Annotated in this window: 14 protein-coding genes; 9 read left to right on the top strand and 5 right to left on the bottom strand. The window is 68.8% G+C overall.

Features of this window, described 5'->3' with window-relative positions:
- Window positions 1–213: 213 nt before the first annotated feature.
- A complete protein-coding gene (gene truD, locus ACQ4L4_RS10350; protein WP_431104147.1) occupies window positions 214–1,227 on the bottom strand; it encodes a tRNA pseudouridine(13) synthase TruD in 1,014 nt (337 codons plus the stop codon).
- Window positions 1,228–1,288: 61 nt separating this feature from the next.
- Window positions 1,289–2,698: a PLP-dependent aminotransferase family protein gene (locus ACQ4L4_RS10345; protein ID WP_431104146.1), complete on the bottom strand. Its 1,410-nt coding sequence runs from the start codon at window positions 2,696–2,698 to the stop codon at window positions 1,289–1,291.
- 157 nt (window positions 2,699–2,855) lie between these two features.
- Here ACQ4L4_RS10345 and ACQ4L4_RS10340 point away from each other — a divergent pair, with 157 nt between their 5' ends.
- A complete protein-coding gene (locus tag ACQ4L4_RS10340; RefSeq protein ID WP_431104145.1) occupies window positions 2,856–3,092 on the top strand; it encodes a hypothetical protein in 237 nt (78 codons plus the stop codon).
- A gap of 101 nt (window positions 3,093–3,193) precedes the next feature.
- Here ACQ4L4_RS10340 and ACQ4L4_RS10335 read toward each other — a convergent pair whose 3' ends face one another.
- Together ACQ4L4_RS10335 and ACQ4L4_RS10330 are read right to left on the bottom strand one after the other, a co-directional pair.
- Entirely contained in the window at window positions 3,194–3,559 is a 366-nt protein-coding gene (locus tag ACQ4L4_RS10335) for an antibiotic biosynthesis monooxygenase family protein (protein WP_431104144.1), read from the bottom strand.
- A 15-nt stretch (window positions 3,560–3,574) separates the two neighbouring features.
- Window positions 3,575–4,342 (bottom strand): nuclear transport factor 2 family protein, encoded by a 768-nt coding sequence (locus ACQ4L4_RS10330; RefSeq protein WP_431104143.1) that lies wholly within the window; start codon window positions 4,340–4,342, stop codon window positions 3,575–3,577.
- Window positions 4,343–4,568: 226 nt separating this feature from the next.
- On the opposite strand from ACQ4L4_RS10330, the gene ACQ4L4_RS10325 reads away from it, so the two are divergent.
- Window positions 4,569–5,459 carry a helix-turn-helix domain-containing protein gene (locus ACQ4L4_RS10325; protein WP_431104142.1) on the top strand — a complete coding sequence of 297 codons (891 nt, stop codon included), beginning with the start codon at window positions 4,569–4,571 and terminating at the stop codon, window positions 5,457–5,459.
- Window positions 5,460–5,595: 136 nt separating this feature from the next.
- On the opposite strand, the gene ACQ4L4_RS10320 is transcribed toward ACQ4L4_RS10325, so the two are convergent.
- Window positions 5,596–6,714 carry an ABC transporter substrate-binding protein gene (locus tag ACQ4L4_RS10320; RefSeq protein ID WP_431104141.1) on the bottom strand — a complete coding sequence of 373 codons (1,119 nt, stop codon included), beginning with the start codon at window positions 6,712–6,714 and terminating at the stop codon, window positions 5,596–5,598.
- A 392-nt stretch (window positions 6,715–7,106) separates the two neighbouring features.
- Between ACQ4L4_RS10320 and kdpF the strand changes: the two genes are divergently transcribed.
- The 7 genes from kdpF to ACQ4L4_RS10285 all read left to right on the top strand — a co-directional run bounded on the left by kdpF (window position 7,107) and on the right by ACQ4L4_RS10285 (window position 18,541).
- Complete coding sequence (kdpF, locus tag ACQ4L4_RS10315; protein ID WP_297525706.1) at window positions 7,107–7,196, top strand: K(+)-transporting ATPase subunit F; 90 nt, start codon at window positions 7,107–7,109, stop codon at window positions 7,194–7,196.
- A 1-nt stretch (window position 7,197) separates the two neighbouring features.
- Window positions 7,198–8,991 carry a potassium-transporting ATPase subunit KdpA gene (kdpA, locus tag ACQ4L4_RS10310; RefSeq protein WP_431104140.1) on the top strand — a complete coding sequence of 598 codons (1,794 nt, stop codon included), beginning with the start codon at window positions 7,198–7,200 and terminating at the stop codon, window positions 8,989–8,991.
- Between the two features lie 178 nt (window positions 8,992–9,169).
- A complete protein-coding gene (gene kdpB, locus ACQ4L4_RS10305; RefSeq protein WP_431104909.1) occupies window positions 9,170–11,251 on the top strand; it encodes a potassium-transporting ATPase subunit KdpB in 2,082 nt (693 codons plus the stop codon).
- A 16-nt stretch (window positions 11,252–11,267) separates the two neighbouring features.
- Entirely contained in the window at window positions 11,268–11,915 is a 648-nt protein-coding gene (kdpC, locus tag ACQ4L4_RS10300; RefSeq protein ID WP_431104139.1) for a potassium-transporting ATPase subunit KdpC, read from the top strand.
- Window positions 11,916–11,920: 5 nt separating this feature from the next.
- Entirely contained in the window at window positions 11,921–12,775 is an 855-nt protein-coding gene (locus ACQ4L4_RS10295) for a TorF family putative porin (RefSeq protein WP_431104138.1), read from the top strand.
- A gap of 70 nt (window positions 12,776–12,845) precedes the next feature.
- On the top strand, window positions 12,846–15,644 hold the full coding sequence (locus ACQ4L4_RS10290) for a hypothetical protein (protein WP_431104137.1): 2,799 nt from the start codon (window positions 12,846–12,848) through the stop codon (window positions 15,642–15,644).
- 71 nt (window positions 15,645–15,715) lie between these two features.
- Window positions 15,716–18,541 carry a hypothetical protein gene (locus ACQ4L4_RS10285; RefSeq protein WP_431104135.1) on the top strand — a complete coding sequence of 942 codons (2,826 nt, stop codon included), beginning with the start codon at window positions 15,716–15,718 and terminating at the stop codon, window positions 18,539–18,541.
- Window positions 18,542–18,556: the final 15 nt, after the last annotated feature.

Here is an 18,556-nt window from a genome sequence, read left to right as displayed (position 1 = left end):
GCCCCAGCATCGCCGGCCATGAGCGCTCCTGTACCGACCACGGCAAGGCCGAGAAGCGAGCTCCCAGCCAGGGCCAGCCAAACGAAAAGGACGAGGGCGCGGCTCACAGCGTTCAATGTGTTGAGTGCGGATCGTTAACGATTTCGGCCCAATATTTGCGCATGCAGTCTGAGCGTTCATCGGCCATCGACGAGGCGTGAAGACCCCCAACCGTCATTCCACAGCCGCAGGCTCGTTCTCCGTATGCCGCTCAGGCTCCGTGGTGCGGAGGATTTCGTTCAGGACGGACGTGGCGTAGTTCCCCGCGGGCAAGGAGAACGTGAGCACCAGTTGATCGGCTTGCGGCCATTCCCATGTCATGTCCACCGGGCTCGCCACCAGGGAGCGGCGCTCCTGATCCAGACCCGCGTGTTCCATGCCGTCGCACAAGGTGGCGTGAGGTTGCGCCACGCCGTTCTCGAGCGCCTGCGCTTCATCGGTGGTGCTCACGCGGCCGCGTCCCCAGAGCGGTCCGGTCGGCCGTCCCGCCTCGTCCATCACGTCACCGGGCAGGGTCTTGCCCCAGAGTCCCTGCCGGATGCGCAGCGCCAGCACTTCATTGAAGACGAAGGAGCGCACCGCCGACAGGTAGATGCCTTTCTTCTTCGGGTTGCGCACGCGGATCTCGCGCGCCAGCATGGCCCGGCCCTGCTCGACGTTGCCGCCGTCGTGGCCGAAACGCTGAGCGCCGAAGTAGTTGGGCACGCCCTGCGCCGCAACGGACTTGAGATTGGTCTCGATGGCGTCGCGGTCCCCGGTCACGTCACGCAGCACGATGCGGAAGCGGTTGCCCTGCAGATCGCCCGGGCGCAGCTTCTTCACGTGGCGGGTCTGGCTCAGCACCTTGAATTCCGGGTGCTGAAGCAGGGTCAGGTCTGGCGTCTCGCCCTTTGGCAGATAGATGCTGAACCACTGACGGGTGATGGCGTAACGGTCCTTGAGGCCGGCATAACCCACGTCCCTTTCCTGCACGCCGGTGGCATCGGCCAGTTGCAGGGCGATGAAGGCGGTGTTGGCACCGTTCTTCTCGATGTCCAGCCAGATGTGCTCGCCCTCGCCGGAGGGCAGTTGCAGCGGCAGTTCGGTGACGATGAAGTCCTCGTTGTGGAGCTTCAGCGTGGCGCTGGCGCCGCTGGCCGGGTAGGCGTTGGGCCACTGCGGCAGGGTCGTGTATTGGGCGTCGGTCATGGGCCGGGATTCTCTCCCGGCACGCATGCCTGCCGAACGTCCTCGTCCGACAGGAGAAGCGCTAACGCACGAGCGCCTTGGCAATCTGGCCCAAGGTCCTCAGCGCGCCCTCGACCTGCGCGTTGTCGGGATGCCCGAAGTTGAGCCGCAGGTGGTGCGTGAAACGGTGATCGGCCGAGAACAGATGCCCCGGCGCGATGCTGATGTCATGAGACAGGGCGACCCGGTGCAGTTCCAGCGCGTCGATCTCGGCGGGCAACTCGACCCAGACGCAATAGCCGCCCTCCGGTTGCGTGACGCGGGTGCCTGGAGGAAAGCACTTGGCGATGGTCCTCAGCATGGCTTGACGGCTCGTGACGAGCGCTTGCCGGAGCTGCCGCAGGTGCCGGTCGTAGCCGCCCCGACTGAGGTACTCGCTCAAGCCCTCCTGCATCGGCACGGGGGTGGCCAATGAACTCATGAGCTTGCGACGGCTGACGTCCCGGGCGAACCGGCCCGCGGCCGCCCAGCCGACGCGGAATCCGGGCGCCAGCGACTTCGAGAAGGAACTGCAGTGCAGGACTAGGCCGGCCTTGTCCCAGCCCTTGGCGGGCCTGGGGCGTGATCCGAAATACAACTCACCGTAGACGTCATCCTCGATGAGCGGAATCTCGTGCTCGGCGAGCAGCGCCACCAGCGCCGCCTTGGCGGCATCGGGCATCAGGCTGCCCAACGGGTTCTGGAAATTCGGCATCAGCCAGCACGCCTTGACGGGATGGCGTTCGAGGACGGCCGCCAGCGCCGCCACGTCGACGCCGGTGCGCGCATGGGTGGCGACTTCGACCGCCTTGAGCCCGCGCCGCTCCAGCGCCTGCAAGGCGCCATAGAAGGTCGGCGACTCGATGGCGACCAGGTCTCCCGGCTTCGTGACCGCTTCCAGGCACAGGTTCAGAGCCTCCATCGCGCCGTTGGTCACGACGATCTCGTCCGCGTCGACCTTGCAGCCGGCGCCCAGATAGCGCAGGCCGATCTGGCGCCGCAGTTCGGCGCTGCCCGGCGACAGGTCCTCGACCGTGCGCCACGGGTCCAGCCCGCGCGCGGCCTTGCCAAGCGCCAGGGCCAGCTTGTCCAGCGGGAACAGGGTCGGACTCGGAAACGCCGAGCCCAGCGGCACGACGGCCCGGTTGCGCGACAGCCCGAGCACCTGGAACACCAGCTCCGACACCTCGACGCTTCGCTCGCCGGCCAGCGGATCCGACGCGTGGGGCTCAGGGTGCGGGATCGCCGCCTGGCTGACGAAGTAGCCGGACCGCGGCCGCGCCTCGATCAGGCCGCGGGCCTCCAGCAGGTAGTAGGCCTCGAAGACGGTGGAGGGGCTGACACCGCGGTCCTTGCTCGCTTGGCGTACCGAGGGCAGGCGGTCTCCGGGACGCAGCTGCCCCGCGGCGATGGATGCCGCCAGATCATCGGCAAGGACTTCATAGCGCTTCATGAGGTGGGGTGCTGATACGGCCCGTTGCGCGGAACGGCTGCACTGTATCGGCTACATCCCGGTCACTGTGAGTTCTCTCCCGGATGCCCATCTGATCCGGTGTTTTTCAAGGATTCTGAATCTGTACTTTTCATGCCGCCGAGAGCACAGTGACGTCATGGAATGGGTCCCCACCGTCTTCATCGCGTTCAAGGCCAGCGTGCTGTGCATCGGCATGTTTTTCGCCATCAAGTGGCACTACGACAAAGCGAAAAAGGAGCAGGGGGTGGAGAAGCAGCGCGCGGTGCTTCGCACGAGCGCCATCGTGGCCGCTGTCTTCGTGCTGTTGGTCGTCGGGCTGGTGGTCCTGACCTTCAGCCTGGGCACGATGCTCGGCCTGGACTTGAGCTTCTGATGATGGCGGCCTGGCAGCAGACCGGCACCTCATTGCCGCTCAGCAAGGGCCGCTGCCAGTTCGGGGCCTGATTGGGGCGGGCGCTTGAGAGGCGCCCGACACTACCTCTCGAAGCGCTTCATGCTCATCGTGGAGGGCTCGACCTTCGACATGAAGGGCGCCGCGGCAGGCGCCTTCTCGAAAGACGTCATCGAGGCGTCGGCGTCCTTCGCCGACCGCCAATGGACGATGACCAGCCACTCGCCGTCCGGGCCGTGCGCGCTCTCGCGCGACACGAAGCCCGGCTGCCTGGCCACGTGCTCACGCGCCACCGCCTTGTCGATCGGTGCGAACTCGGCGGCCGTGACGCCCGCCCTGAGCTTGAAGGTGACCACTTCGATGACCTGGCCGCGTTCGCCGGCCAGCGCGGGCTGAACCGCGAACGCAGCCGACAGCGCGCTGCTCAACAGGAACTTCCATGGATTCATGCGTGCCTCCGTGCGTCAGAACTTGCCGTTGGCGTTCTTCCACTCCGACCGCGGCGGAATGGTCTCGATCGTGTCCCAGTGCTCGGCGATCTTGCCGTTCGCGACCCTGAAGAGGTCGTAGAACGCGCTCGGCTTGCCGGCGAACTCGCCCTCGCTGGCGACGAGCACGAAATCGCCTTCGCCCAGGACCTTGTGGATCTGGCGGTACTTCATCGTCACGCCCGCCTTGGCCATCGCCTGCAGCGCCATGCCGAGGCCGGAGAGGCCGTCGGCGATCTGCGGGTTGTGCTGGTGGTACTTGTCGCCGTCGTAATAACCCGCCAGCCGGTCCATGCGACCGTTCACCAGGATGTCGTCGACGAACGCGGCGACCAGTGCCTTGTTGGCCGCGGTGTTGTCCGCATCCGTCGCCACGGTCGGCCCGTCGATCATCGTGCGGCCGCTCGGGTTGGGGCTGGCCGGCGTTTCCTGCAGGTTGTCCCAGTGTTCGACGATCTTTCCGTCTTCGAAACGGAAGATGTCGAAGCCGATCTTCGGGCCGAAGAAGTCGTAGTCGGTGTGCGCGAAGACGAAGTCGCCGTCCTGGAAGACGCGCACCGTGTTCACCTTCGCCGAACCCTTGGGCAAGGCCTGCAGGACCGCGCCGAAGCCGGCAAGACCGTCGCCGACGGCCAGGTTGTGCTGGATGTACCTGGCCGGGTTGACGACGGCCACCGGGGCCGATTCGCCGGTTTCGATGGCCTTGAGCAGCGCGACGACCTGCGCCTTGGGATCGGAGGACATGGGGGTTCCTTTCGAGGAGGAGGTCGATGCGCAACCGGCGACGACCGAGAGAAGGCCCAACGCAAGGACTCGTGTTGCGTGGAGGAAGAGGGAGGGCATGGCAGAGGCGGTCTGGTGTGTTTGCAGCACGGACTTTGCCGGCATCGGGGCCCGGCTCCGAGGTCGACGTGGTGAAAATGATGGTAGAAATCGCGCACCCGCACCGTCGGCGCGCCGAAAGAGGTCCATGGTCCAACCCCGCAGGAAAGTGCGCGAGACACGCTTCTCGAACGCGCGCCTCGACCGCATCGGCGTGGAGTTGATGACCTTGTCGGAACTCCGCGCGCGCGTCTCCGACAAGCTGCTGTTCGATCCGGAGCGCGTCGCGTTCTTCATGGTGCTGGTGGCGACCGGTGGGCGTGGAGAGCACCTGGTCGACTTCGCGCGCCTGGGGCTGCGCACCGGCCACGTCGTGTTCGTGAGGCCCGGGCAGGTGCAGCAGTGGCAGCCGGCGGATGGCTTGGAGGCCGATCTGCTGCTCATCGATCCGGCCGTCGTTCAGCCGACGGCGTCGCTGTCGCAGCACGCGACGATGACACTGCTGCGCATGGAGGATTGGCCGGTCCACTTCGAGATGGATGTCGACGGGCTGGCCGGGTGGCGGTCCCTGACCGCGATGCTCCGCAGGGAACTTGACCGGCCGTTGCTGGACGAACTCTCGGCCGCGATGGCCCACGAACTACTCGTGTGCCTGATGCTCGGCATCGGCCGAACGGCGGCGGGATGCACGACGGGCGCGACGGCGCAGGCCATGTTGATCCGGCGCTTGCGGCGCGAGCTGGAGAGCCTGGCCCACACGCGCCCGTCGGTGGCGTCGCTCGCCCGCAGGCTGCGCGTCTCGACGAGCACCCTGACGCGCACCTGCAACGACGTGCTGGGGCATTCGGCGAAGGAGGAAGTGGACCAGCGCGTGGCGCTGGAAGCTCAGCGTCTGCTCGTGCACAGCTCGTCGACCTCGGTGGCGATCGGTGAGCTTCTCGGCTTCAGCGAGCCGACGAACTTCGTCAAGTTCTTTCGCCGGCGCGTCGGTACAACGCCGGACGCATTCCGGCAGGCTTATCGCCTGCAGCGTCGCTGACGCTGCGAGGAGCCCGGCGTCCTCGACATCGATCGGCGATCGACGTCGTGATCGGATGGCGCAGGGTCCCCGGTTTCAGAAGCGCCGTGCCATCGGCCATCGGCCGACGTCCACGGCGGATCCGTCGAGCGTCCGCTCAGCGCCTGACCTTCCCATCCTCGGTGAGGATGGTCATGTCCACATACCGCGACCCGGCGTGGCGCTGTCCCGAGAAGCTGATGAAGAACCCGCCCAGGTCGAGCTGGCTCTGCGCCTCCAGGCCGTTGATGATGTTGGCCGGCGTCGGGTCGTTCCCGGCGCGCTTGAGGCCTTCCACCATCGTCTTGGCGGCGACGAAGCCTTCCATGCCGGTGTAGCTCACGTCCACCTTCGCGGCCTTGGCGCGCTGCAGGTATTCGCCGGCGATCGGCGTCAGGCCCGAGAACGGGAAGGGCACGACCTGCGACACCACGACGCCGCGCGCGTCCTTGCCCAGCTCCGACGCCAGCGCCTGCGCGCCGACGAACGAGAAGTTGTAGAAGTTGCCCAGGAAGCCGGCCTTGCGCGCGCCCCGGATGAAGGCCGCGCAGGACTTGTAGGCCGCCACCTGCACGATGCACTCGGGCTTGCCCGCCATCACCGCCGTCAGCGACGCGGCCACGTCCACGGAGTTGCGCTCCACCGTGCCGTGCGACACCGGGGCCAGGTTGTGCTGCTTGAGCGCCGTCGTTACCGCCGCCAGGCCGGCCTGGCCGTAGGCGTCGTTCTGGTAGAAGACCGCCACGCGCGTGATGCCCACCGAGGTCAGCTGCTTGACGATCTCCGCCGCCTCGTCGTTGTAGGACGCGCGGATGTGGAAGAGGAAGCGGTTGAACGGCGTGCGCAACGCCTCCGCGCCGGTGAACGGCGCCACCAGCGGAATCTTGGCCGCCGTCAGCAGCGGCACCGCCGCCAGCGTCGTGGGCGTGCCCACGTAACCGAACAGCGCGTTGACGCCGTCCTCGATCAGGCGCCGCGTGTTGGCCGCGCAACGCTCGGGCTCGTAACCGTCGTCCATGCTGCGCAGTTCGATGCGCTTGCCGTTCACGCCGCCGCGCTGGTTGACCTGGTCGAAGACCAGCATCGCGCCTTCCTTGAACTGCTCGCCCAGTTCCTTCGCCGGGCCGCTGAAGGGCGCGGACTGGCCCAGCACGATGCGCGAGTTGTCGGCGAAGGCAGGCAGGCTGCCGGCACCGGCGAGGGCGGCGAAGTTCTGAAGCAGGTGGCGGCGGTTCATGAGGCTGACTTCCTGACGCTTTTGGAAAGGCGAGGATCTTCGGTGACGGCGTTGACGCATTCGCTATGCAATAACCGCAACTCCGGATTTTCCCGCTCAGGTGTGGACAACGTCACAACCGCTTCATCTTGAAACATGTGCCCCCCGGCGGGGTATTGACGCGCCGCCGGCGGGGGATGACGGGTGATCTTTATGCAATCTTGATACCCCCGCCCCGAGCTTCTACAGGCCCTTGAGGCCCCCGTTCCTAGAGTTCATCCATCCCATCACGCCCTCATGGAGGGGGCATGGGACCCCAAAAAAATGGATGCACTCTTTCTCGGATTGAGCGTCGTGCTGTTCCTCGTGGCGGTGGGCCTGGCCGTGGCCAGCCATCGCCTGGAGGCCAAGCCATGAGCGCGCTCTACTGGTTGACCGGGCTGATCTCCGCCGGTCTGTTCGTCTATCTCCTGGTCGCCTTGTGGCGGGCGGAGGAGTTCTGACATGACGAACCTCGCCTGGGCCAACCTGGCCCTCTACCTCGCCGTGACGCTGCTGCTCGCGTGGCCGCTGGCCCGCTGGATCACCGCGCTCGCCAAAGGGCAGATGCCCGGCTGGATCGCCGCGATCGAGCGGCCGATCTTCCGCCTCGCCGGCGTCAAGCCGGAAGAGGGCATGGGCTGGAAGCAGTACGCCATCGCGCTGCTGATCTTCAACTTCATCGGCGTGATCGTCGTCTACGCGCTGCAGCGCCTGCAGGGCGTGCTGCCGCTCAACCCGCAGGGGATGGGCGCCATCAGCCCGGACTCGTCCTTCAACACCGCCATCAGCTTCGTCGCCAACACCAACTGGCAGGGCTACGGCGGTGAGTCCACGATGAGCTACCTCACGCAGATGCTCGCGCTGACGGTGCAGAACTTCCTGTCCGCCGCCACCGGCATCGCGGTCGTGTTCGCGCTGATCCGCGGCTTCGCCTCGCGCCTGTCCGGCCACGTCGGCAACTTCTGGGCCGACATCACGCGCTGCACGCTGTGGCTGCTGCTGCCGCTGTCCATCGTGATCGCGGTCGTCTTCGTCCAGCAGGGCGTGATCCAGAACTTCGACGGCTACAAGACCGTGCAGACGGTCGAAGCGCAGGACTACCAGACGCCCAAGCTCGGCGCCGACGGCCAGCCGCTGAAGGATGCCAAGGGCGAGCCCGTGATGGAGAACCAGCACACGCAGGAGCAGTCGCTCGCGATGGGCCCGGTCGCGTCGCAGGAAGCCATCAAGATGCTGGGCACCAACGGCGGCGGTTTCTTCAACGCCAACTCCGCGCATCCGTACGAGAACCCGACCCCGTTCACCAACCTGCTGCAGATCGTCGCGATCTTCGTGATCCCGGCCGCGCTGTGCCTGAGCTTCGGCCAACTGGTCGGCGACCGCCGGCAGGGCGCCGCGATCCTCGCCGCGATGAGCGTCCTGTTCATCGCCGGCGTGCTGGTCGCCACGCCCGCGGAGCAGGCCGGCAATCCGCTGGTCGCCGCGCAGGGCGTCGACATCCAGGCCACCGAGCTCCAGGCCGGCGGCAACATGGAAGGCAAGGAAACGCGCTTCGGCATCTCGGCCAGCTCGCTCTTCGCCGTCGTGACCACCGCCGCCTCCTGCGGCGCGGTCAACGCGATGCACGACAGCTTCACCCCCATCGGCGGCGCCGTGCCGCTGGTGATGATGCAGCTCGGCGAGGTCGTCTTCGGCGGCGTCGGCACCGGCCTGTACGGCATGCTGGTCTTCGCGATCCTGGCCGTCTTCATCGCCGGCCTGATGATCGGCCGCACGCCCGAGTACCTCGGCAAGAAGATCGAACCCTTCGAGATGAAGATGAGCGCCGTCGCCATCCTGGTGACGCCGATCGTCGTGCTCGCGGGCACGGCCATCGCGGTCCTCGCCGCGGATGGCAAGGCCGGCATCGCCAACCCCGGCGTGCACGGCTTCAGCGAGATCCTCTACGCCTTCACCTCCGCGGCCAACAACAACGGCAGCGCCTTCGCCGGCCTGTCCGCCAACACGCCGTTCTACAACACGCTGCTCGGCATCGCGATGTGGCTCGGCCGCTTCCTGGTCATCGTCCCCGTGCTGGCCATCGCCGGCAGCCTGGCCGCCAAGAAGCGCATCCCCGTCGGCGAGGGCACGCTGCCCACCCACGGCCCGCTGTTCGTCGTCCTGCTCATCGGCACCGTCCTCCTGGTCGGCCTGCTGAACTACGTGCCCGCGCTCGCGCTGGGTCCCGTCGTCGAGCACCTGATGCTCTGGAAGTAAGCCTTCGGAGCCCGTCATGACCAATCAACTCAAGACCCTTCATACCTCGGTGCCGGCCTCGGCACGGACCGAGGTCCTCGGCGGCGCCAAGGTCTCCACGGGACCGCAAGGTCCGCAAGGATCTTCCGGCCCGCAAGGACAGGACCCGCAGCCCCCGCGCCCCAACGCCAGGACCGGCATGTGGGACCCCGCGCTGGTGAAGCCGGCGATCCGCGATTCGTTCGTCAAGCTCGCGCCGTCGGTGCAGCTGCGCAACCCGGTGATGTTCGTCGTCTACGCCGGCAGCATCCTCACCACCGGCCTGTGGCTGGCGAGCTTCGCCAAACCCGAGCTGGCCGGCGCCGAAGGTCCGGGCTTCATGCTCGCGATCGCGCTGTGGCTGTGGTTCACCGTGCTGTTCGCCAACTTCGCCGAGGCGCTGGCCGAAGGCCGCTCCAAGGCGCAGGCCGCGTCGCTGCGCGGCTTGAAGGCCAAGACCTGGGCGAAGAAGCTCGAGACCCCGCGCCACGGCTCGTCCTGGCACCCGGTTCCGTCGGAGGAGCTGCGCAAGGGGCACGTCGTGCTGGTCGAGGCCGGCGACCTGGTGCCGCTGGACGGCGAAGTCATCGAAGGCGTCGCCTCGGTCGACGAGAGCGCCATCACCGGTGAATCCGCGCCGGTGATCCGCGAATCCGGCGGCGACTTCTCGGCCGTCACCGGCGGCACGCGCGTGCTGTCGGACTGGGTCGTCGTGCGCATCGCCGTCAACCCGGGCGAGGCCTTCCTCGACCGCATGATCGCGATGGTCGAGAGCGCCAAGCGCCAGAAGACGCCCAACGAGATCGCGCTGACCATCCTGCTGGTCGCGCTGACGCTGGTGTTCCTGGTCGTCACCGTGACGTTGCTGCCGTACTCGCTGTTCGCGGTCGAGGCGGCCGGCGCCGGCACCGTGGTGTCCATCACTGCGCTGGTCTCACTCCTCGTCTGCCTGATCCCGACGACCATCGGCGGCCTGCTGTCCGCGATCGGCGTGGCCGGCATGAGCCGGCTGATGCAGGCCAACGTGATCGCCACCTCCGGCCGCGCGGTCGAGGCCGCCGGCGACGTCGACGTGCTGATGCTCGACAAGACCGGCACGATCACGCTGGGCAACCGCCAGGCCAGCGCCTTCCTGCCGGCGCCGACGCTGCAGGAGCAGCTGCTGGCCGACGCGGCGCAGCTCGCTTCGCTGGCCGACGAGACGCCGGAAGGCCGCTCCATCGTCGTGCTGGCCAAGCAGCGCTTCAACCTGCGCGAGCGCGAACTGGCGACGCTGCAGGCGCACTTCGTGCCCTTCACCGCGCAGACCCGCATGAGCGGCGTCGACTTCGGTGATCCGCAGGCGCCCAAGCGCCAGCTGCGCAAAGGCGCGGTGGAGGCGATCCGCCGCTTCGTCGAGCAGCACGGCGGCCAGATGCCGGCGCAGGTCACCGCGGTGGCCGAGGAAGTCGCGCGCCGCGGCAGCACGCCGCTGGTCGTGGCCGACCTGAACGAGGGCCAGGCCCGCGTGCTGGGCGTGGTCGAGCTCAAGGACATCGTCAAGGGCGGCATCAAGGAGCGCTTCGCGCAGCTGCGCAAGATGGGCATCCGCACGGTGATGATCACCGGCGACAACCGCCTCACCGCCGCGGCGATCGCGGCCGAGGCGGGCGTCGACGACTTCCTCGCCGAGGCGACGCCCGAAGCCAAGCTCAAGCTGATCCGCGACTACCAGGCCGAAGGCCGCCTGGTCGCGATGACCGGCGACGGCACCAACGACGCCCCCGCGCTGGCGCAGGCCGACGTGGCGGTGGCGATGGCCAGCGGCACGCAGGCCGCGAAGGAGGCCGGCAACATGGTCGACCTCGATTCGAATCCGACCAAGCTGCTGGAGATCGTCGAGACCGGCAAGCAGCTGCTGATGACGCGCGGCTCGCTGACGACCTTCTCCATCGCCAACGACGTGGCGAAGTACTTCGCCATCATCCCGGCGATGTTCCTGGGCGTGTATCCGCAGCTGGCCGCGCTCAACGTGATGGGCCTGCACAGCCCGGCGTCCGCGATCCTGTCGGCCGTCATCTTCAACGCGCTGATCATCGTCGCGCTCATCCCGCTGGCGCTCAAGGGCGTCGCGTACCGGCCCATCGGCGCGGCCGCGCTCCTGCGCCGCAACCTGTGGATCTACGGCCTGGGCGGCCTGATCGTGCCGTTCGTCGGCATCAAGGCGATCGACCTGCTGCTGGTCGCGCTCCACCTCGTGTGACGCGGAGGACTCCATCATGACAACCACGCAATCCACCGCTTCGTCGGCTTCAACTTCGACCTCGGCGTCGACCTCCCATTCGCCGCTGCGCATGCTGCGCCCCGCGCTCGTCGGCTTCGTGCTGCTGAGCGCCGTCACCGGCCTGCTGTATCCAGCGCTCGTGACCGGCGTCGCCAAGACGATGTTCCCGTTCCAGGCCGAGGGCAGCCTCATCCTGCACGACGGCAAGGTGGTCGGCTCCGAGCTGATCGGGCAGAACTTCTCGTCGCCGCGCTACTTCTGGGGCCGCCCGTCGGCCACCGCGCCGATGGCCAACAACGCCACCGGCTCCAGCGGCTCCAACCAGGGCCCCACGAACCCGGCGCTGGTCGACGCCGTGAAGGGCCGTCTCTCGGCGCTCAAGGCCGCCGATCCGGGCAACACCGCGCCGGTGCCGGTCGACCTGGTCAGCGCGTCGGCCAGCGGCCTGGATCCGCACATCAGCATGGCCGCGGCGCGATACCAGGCCGCCCGCGTGGCCCGCGAACGCGGCCTGCCGATCGAGGCCGTGCAGCGCCTGATCCAGGCCAACACCGAGGCCCGCGACCTCGCCGTGCTCGGCGAACCGCGCGTCAACGTGCTCAAGCTCAACATCGCGCTCGACAAGGCGCAACCCGCTCATTGAATTTCATGAAAACTCGTCTTCTCTCGCTGTTCCTGATCTCCTCCTGCTTCCTGCACGCCGCCGCGCGCGCCGAAGGCGAAGCGCCGGCGGCCGCGCCCGCGCCGGTCGCGACGCCCGAGCACACCTTCACCGGCAACGTGGCCTTCGTCAGCGACTACCGCTTCCGCGGCATCAGCCAGACCTGGAAGCGCCCGGCCGTGCAGGCCGGCTTCGACTACAGCCACAGCAGCGGCCTGTACCTGGGCATCTGGGCGTCCAACGTCTCGGGCAACAGCTACAACAACGGCGCCGGCATGGAGTGGGACCTCTACGGCGGCTACAAGCTGCCGGTGACCGACGCCGTCACGCTGGACGTCGGCGCGCTGGCCTACGTCTATCCCGGCGCGCGCCTGAACGCCGCGCCCGGCCAGCCGACCTCGAACAAGTACGACAACGTCGACGTCTATGCCGCCGTCACGGCGGGCACGTTCTCCGCCAAGCTGTCGGTCGCCGCGACCGACTACTTCGGCCTGGACAGCGAGACCGCCGGCTACGCCTACTTCAACGCGCTGCCGGCCAAGGGCTCGTCCAAGGGCACGGCCTACCTGGACCTCAACTACGGCTTCGAGCTGGGGCAGGGGGTCAACGCCGGCGTTCACCTCGGCCACCTGTGGGTGCGCAAGTACGGCGACCTGTCCTACACCGACTGGAAGCTGTCCGTGAGCAAGGAGATGAAGGACCTCGGCGGCCTGACGCTGAGCCTGGCCGTCGTCGGCACCGACGCCGACAAGGCGCTGTACCAGGCCGGCGACTCGGCCGCGCAGCGCGCGAAGCGGCTGGGCGACACAGGCGTCGTGCTGAGCGTGTCCAGGACCTTCTGACGCGATTCGCGCAACGCCGCGGGGCATTCGCACACTGATGCGCGATGGATCGACTCGCGAGCCCCGTGGCATGACCCCCAGTTCCCTCAACAGCTTGTTCGACAGCTCGTTCAACAGCGCACACGACCGCTCTTACGACAGCTCTTACGACAGCTCGAACAGCAGCTCTTGCGACCTCCCGCAGGGGCGCTCGTTCGAGGAGACGGACGGAGACCTGCCGTCCAGGCGCGGGCCGTTCCTCTCCAGCGCGCGCCCGGGGACCGTGGAGGTGTTCGACTCGACCTGGGGGCCGCCTCATGCGTTGTTGCTCGAACGACCCGCGCTGTGCGTCGATCCGGACCCGCGGTCCGGCGACGAGGCGGTCCGCATCCGGGCGGACGGGACGCCCTGGCACCTGTCCACGCATGGGCTGGCCGCGCTTCACGCCCGCGTGCCCGTCGAGCAGGCCGCCTGGACGCGCCGCCTGGTGTTCGCAGAGATGCCCGATCCGCAGGACTGGCGATGGCTGCCCGCGTATGTGCAACGTTGTCCGAACCTGGTGGAGATCGTGCTGCCCGGCGGCAGCGAGCGGGTGGTGCCCGATCTGCGCACGCACGGCGACCGGACACCGGACGGCCGCTGGCTGCTGCGCATCGCCAGGCGCGAGGACGGCGTGGGCGCTCATGACCTGCTGTGCGCCGCGCTGCGCCGCACGCTGGGCGACGCGGTGCGACGGCCACAAGTCCTCGGCGCGATGGGACGACCCCCGCTGTTCGAGCGTCTGGCGCGCGATGTCGGGGCGATCCGCGCCGCGGCGCCACCCGATCCCGCCTTGGGCGATCGGATCGCCGCGTTGGTGCGCGCCATCGTCGATGACGATCAGATCGCCATCCGTGGCGCGCTGATCGCGAAGGAGCAGCGGACCCCCCGGGACCGTCTGGCGGCGATGGAGGAGATGGTCGCCGAACTGCAGCGCGCGCCGCTGGTCCTGCGGCCATCTCCGCGCGTCGAGGGACTGTCGTTCGGGCATTCGCATGCCGCCGTCGGCTTGATCGTCCGCATGAACGCGACGCACCCGCGTCCGCGCGGGCGCGCGGCGCATGGCCGGATCGCCAGCGACGAAGCATCGCGTCCGACATCGCTGAACGCCACCGAACGCTCGACGGCCGTGGAGTTTCTGAATCGCGTGCCCGCGTCAGTCATGACGGCGACCATGCGCTTCGTTCGCGACTGCGCGTTGCGGATCCTGCAGGCGGACAAGGCCTTCGCCGACACCGTGTTCCTCTCCTTCGCGGAGGAGGATGTCCTGATCGACGCCCTCCATCTGGCCCTCCAGTCCGAGTGCCGCGTGATCGGAGATCCCTGGCTCGAACGCGCGAGGCTGGAGGCGCTGCCTCGCGAGGTGCGCCTGGCGCTGGCGGCGTTGACGGACTGGGTGGCCGGCGCGACCGGCATGGACGGCCTCCGCCGCGAGCGGTGGTATCGGCACATCCTCAGCCAGACGCATTGGCACACCCGGGCGCGGACACCGGTGCCCGGCCTGCTGCGTGGCAAGCCGGGTGAGCCGGATCTGGATGCGCCGCCGAGCCCGCCCATCGCGGCCATCGCGACCTTCTGGGGGCGGGCGCTCTGGCTGGATCTGCACTGGCTGGGAGAGCCCGTGACGAATGCCGATGCGGTGAATCGCGTGCTGGCGGAGCGCTTCGCCTTCGGATTGGGGCTGCGGCGCGCGCACCTCGTGGGCGACCGCATTCCGGAGCACTTGCGATGGAAGGATGCGGAACGGGTGGAGATCCACCTGACGGAGCAGGAATTCACCAGCCCGGACCGCCTTCTCTACATTCAAGCGATCAGGCAGGCCGTGGCCGCCGAACTTCCGAACGCGATCGCGTGTCAGTTCTGCTGTCCGACCCAGGACGTCACCGTGGTGATGGACACGCCCGTGACCTTCGACCGGGCCGCGTGGGACAAGCGCGTGGACGACATCGGCGGGCGGCTCCCCGGCGTCCTGTGGAATGGCCGGCGACGCAATCGTCTGAGGACGCAAGCGGCATTCCGGGACTGGTTGCACGGGCTCTATGCGCTGTCGGACCGGTCGAACGCCGGACCTCCCCTGGCGGCATTGGTCGCGCCCGTGGTGGCCCGCGTGATCGAGGACGAGGCCTTCGCGGCGCGTGGCGAGGACCAGATCCTCCAGCAGGACGGCGGATGCGTCGATGCCTATCGCCGCTCGCTGTATCGACTGGTCGTGTTGAGCCAGGGCGGCCTGACCGGCGATGCCGACACGGCCGTGCTGGCCGCCTTCCAGCTGGCCTGCATGCTGCGCGCCGACGGCGCGGCCCAGGCGGCCGACCCCGAGCACCCCGAGAACCTGGAGGATGCGTTGCTGCTGCGTGTGGCCGTCGCGCAGCGCCTGCGCGACCGGCTTGGCGACGATGTCCAGGTGCTGGAGGACGTGAGCTTCGGCCATCTGGGCAGGGAGGGCACCCGATGGAACGACGCCTCCGGGCGCGCGGCCCGATCGCGGCGGGCCGACGCGATCATCGAGGCGGAAATCGCCAGCGGCTTCGCCACGTCCTTCGATTGCCTGGACCCCGACGGCCTGATCGGCGACCTGTTGACGAGGCGTCTGGACCAGGAGATCGGCAATGTCGCGCTGGAGGAAGGGCTCCGGGCGGAGGCGCGGGCGCGCTATGAGCACGCGTCCGCGCAGGCCGGCGACGATGCCGTGGCCCAGCAGGCCGCCGACGATGCCATGACGCGAGACCTGGACAGCCTGGGCGCCTCGCTGCAGGGCCGGCGTCGACAGCATCTCGACGGCGCCATCCGGACGCTGGAGGACCGCCTGTCGGCCACCCGACCCACCCACACCTTGCCGCCCGCGATCTGATGCATGCCGCTGCGTCGATCCGGCCACTGACCCTGCGTCGATCACCTCGATCGCCCAGCAGGAGATTCCGCGTGCATCCGATGTCCAACCACCCCTTGTCCCCCTGGATGGTCGACGCCTCGCCGCGGACGTCGGCGGGATCTTCCGGTCCGGTCCCCGCAAAGAGGCCCCGGCTCGAACCGGGACCGGCGTGGCAGTCGACGCTCCAACTGGAACGGCCGGCCCTCATCCAGCCTTTCGGGTCGACCGCCGCCACGATCGGCAACAGGACGACGGGCAACACGACCGGCAACATGGCGAACGACCCGGCGGACGATTCAGCGGACGACTCGGCGGACGACTCTGCGGACGATTGGCTCTCCACCTTCATCCGCCATCGCCACCCCAACGCCCCGGAGAACGATCGGATCTCTCCGGCCGGCCGGGCCTGGCAACTGGGCACCGCCGCACTGGACACGCTGGCCGGGCGGCTGCCCGCGACAACGGCGGCCTGGACACGACGCCTGGAGTTCGCCGCATGTCCGGACGCCCAGGACTCGCGATGGATGCCCGCCTATCGGCAGCATTGCCCGAACCTGGTGGAGATCGTGTTGCCGAAGGACAGCCACCTGGTGGTGCCGGTGCTGATGGACCATGCCCGTCGCGAGGAGGACGGTCGATGGGTGCTGGGCAGCCCGGGTCGCCACGACGGCGTCGGCAAGTTCCAGCGCCTCTGCGAGGTCCTGGGACGATCCCTTCACGATGTCGTGGATCGACCGGAGGTGCTGGGGTCCTGCGAACGTCCGCGGGTGCTCGACCGGCTGGCCCGGGACGTCGTGGCGCTGAACGGCACGGCGCCGGTCAAGCCCGCGCTCGCTCAGCGCATCGAGAGACTCCTGTCCGCCATCGTCGACGACAGTCAGGTCGCCCTGCGGTGCGGGCTCGTCGCGCAGGCGCCAGGGACCCCCGCGGATCGGCTCGCGGCCATGGAGGGGATCGCCGCCGAACTGCGAAGGGCGCCCTTCGCCCTCCCGAGGAGCACCTGCCCCTTGGACGCGCAGGACGAGGTGGCCGGCATGATCGACGGGCTGTCCCGCGCCACGGACGTCGGCGCATACACCAGCGAGACGCTCTTCTCCCCGAGGCGACCCCGGTGGCTGGACCGCGCCGAGGCCGCCGCCATGTCCCGATGCCTGAAGGCCGTGCCGGCCGCGGCGCTGACCCCGGCCCTGCAGGCGCTCCGCGATGCCGCCGTGCAGGTGTTGAGTCCTGACCCCGTCTTCGAGGATCTCGTGTTCCTGTCCCGGGAGGAGGAGGACGTGGTGAGCGACGCGCTCCATCTGGTCCGCCTGCTGGGCCTGCGCATGGTGCTGCGGACACCCGGTGGCCTGCTGCCGGAAGCGATGCCCGGCAGCTCGAGGCGGCCCCTGGCGGCACTTCGCCGGTGGATGGACGAGGCCCCGTCCGCGGACGCCCTGCGGCGGGAACGCTGGTATGTCCATCTGGCCGGCCAGGCCCATGACGTCTCGTGCCACTCCTTGCCGACGGCGGGACTGCTGCGCGGCGATGCCTGGGTGGCCGACCTCGATGCGCCGCCCGCGGCCTTGATCGCGGACATCGCCCGCTCGCGTGGCGAGGCGCTGGGACTGGCGCTGGACTACCGGGGCGAAGCGGTGTTCGATCCAGACGAGGTCAACCGTGTCCTGGCCGAGCGCTTCTCCTTCGGCATCCGGTTCAGCGGCGCGCACCTGGAGGCGGAGCGCGTGCCGGCAGCCCTGCGATGGCCGGATGCGGACTGGCTGGACCTCGACGCGGCGGGCGAGGGTCGGCCCCGGGGCGCATGGCGGCGGCGCGTGGTCGCGGGGCTGGTGAACGACTTCCCCCGCCTGTCCCGACTGTTGTTCGGCGGCGGCGAGTTTCCTCGCGGCGACGATCCGGAACTGGTCCGCGACCTGGATGTGCTGTCGGTACGGGGCCGGATGCTGGACGAAATCATCCGGCTGACGCCGAGCCTGATCTGGACAGGCAGGCAACGCGGTCAACTGACCGATAGGCCGCACTTCCTGTCCTGGCTGGTGCGGCTCATCCTGTGGCACCGGGGGGCGACGGAGCGCGATGAGAGGGCCGCGCTGCGTGCGCGCGTCGGTCCGGTGCTCCTGCGCGTACTGGACGACGGGGCCTTCGCGTCGCAATGCGAGGCGATGATCCGCTCGCAGGACGGCGGCTGCGCGGACGCGTACCTGCGGGTTCTGCATCAGATGGCCCTGCTGAACGACGCCGGGGAGGCAAGCGACACCGCCGCGGCGGTCGAGATCGCGCTGCGTTTCGCCTGCGGGTTGCGCGCCGATCAGTGGGTGGTGGAGACGCACGGCGACTTCAACGAGACCCTCGAGGAGGCCATGCTGCTCCGGCAGGCCGTGCGGACCCGCCTGGAAACGCGACTGGGGCATGCGCCGGCCGAGGCCGCCAAGGCCGTCGACACGCCGATCTATGCCCACCTGGGCATTGCCGGCGATCGGTGGCGCGATGACGAGGTGACGCGACGACGTGACCGGCAGGCCGACGCCTTGATCGACGCGGAGGTCGAGAGCGGCTTCGCCACCTCGCACGACTGCCTGGTGCCGGGCGGACTGGTCGGCGACCACCTGTCGAAGGTGCTGGACCGCGAGTCTGGACATCGCGCGCACGAGGCTCGCCTGCTGTCCGAGACGCAGGCCCGGTTCGACGCCGCGATCGACGCCGCCGGGGACGATGACGAGGCGGTCCGCGCCGCCAACGACGCAGCGTCGCAGGCATACGCCGACATGGTCGCCGCCCTGGCGACGAGGCGGCGGGAACAGGTCCTCCCGCCTCTGGCGGCGCTGGCCGCACGCCTGTCGCCACGACGAACCGATGACGCGCCGTCCGCGGCGCCCTGACACGACAATCACCTC

Source organism: Roseateles noduli (genome assembly GCF_050626985.1).
Taxonomy (GTDB): Bacteria; Pseudomonadota; Gammaproteobacteria; order Burkholderiales; family Burkholderiaceae_C; genus Roseateles; species Roseateles noduli_A.
Note: the sequence above shows the minus strand (reverse complement) of the source record. Positions and strands in the feature narration are given on the sequence as shown.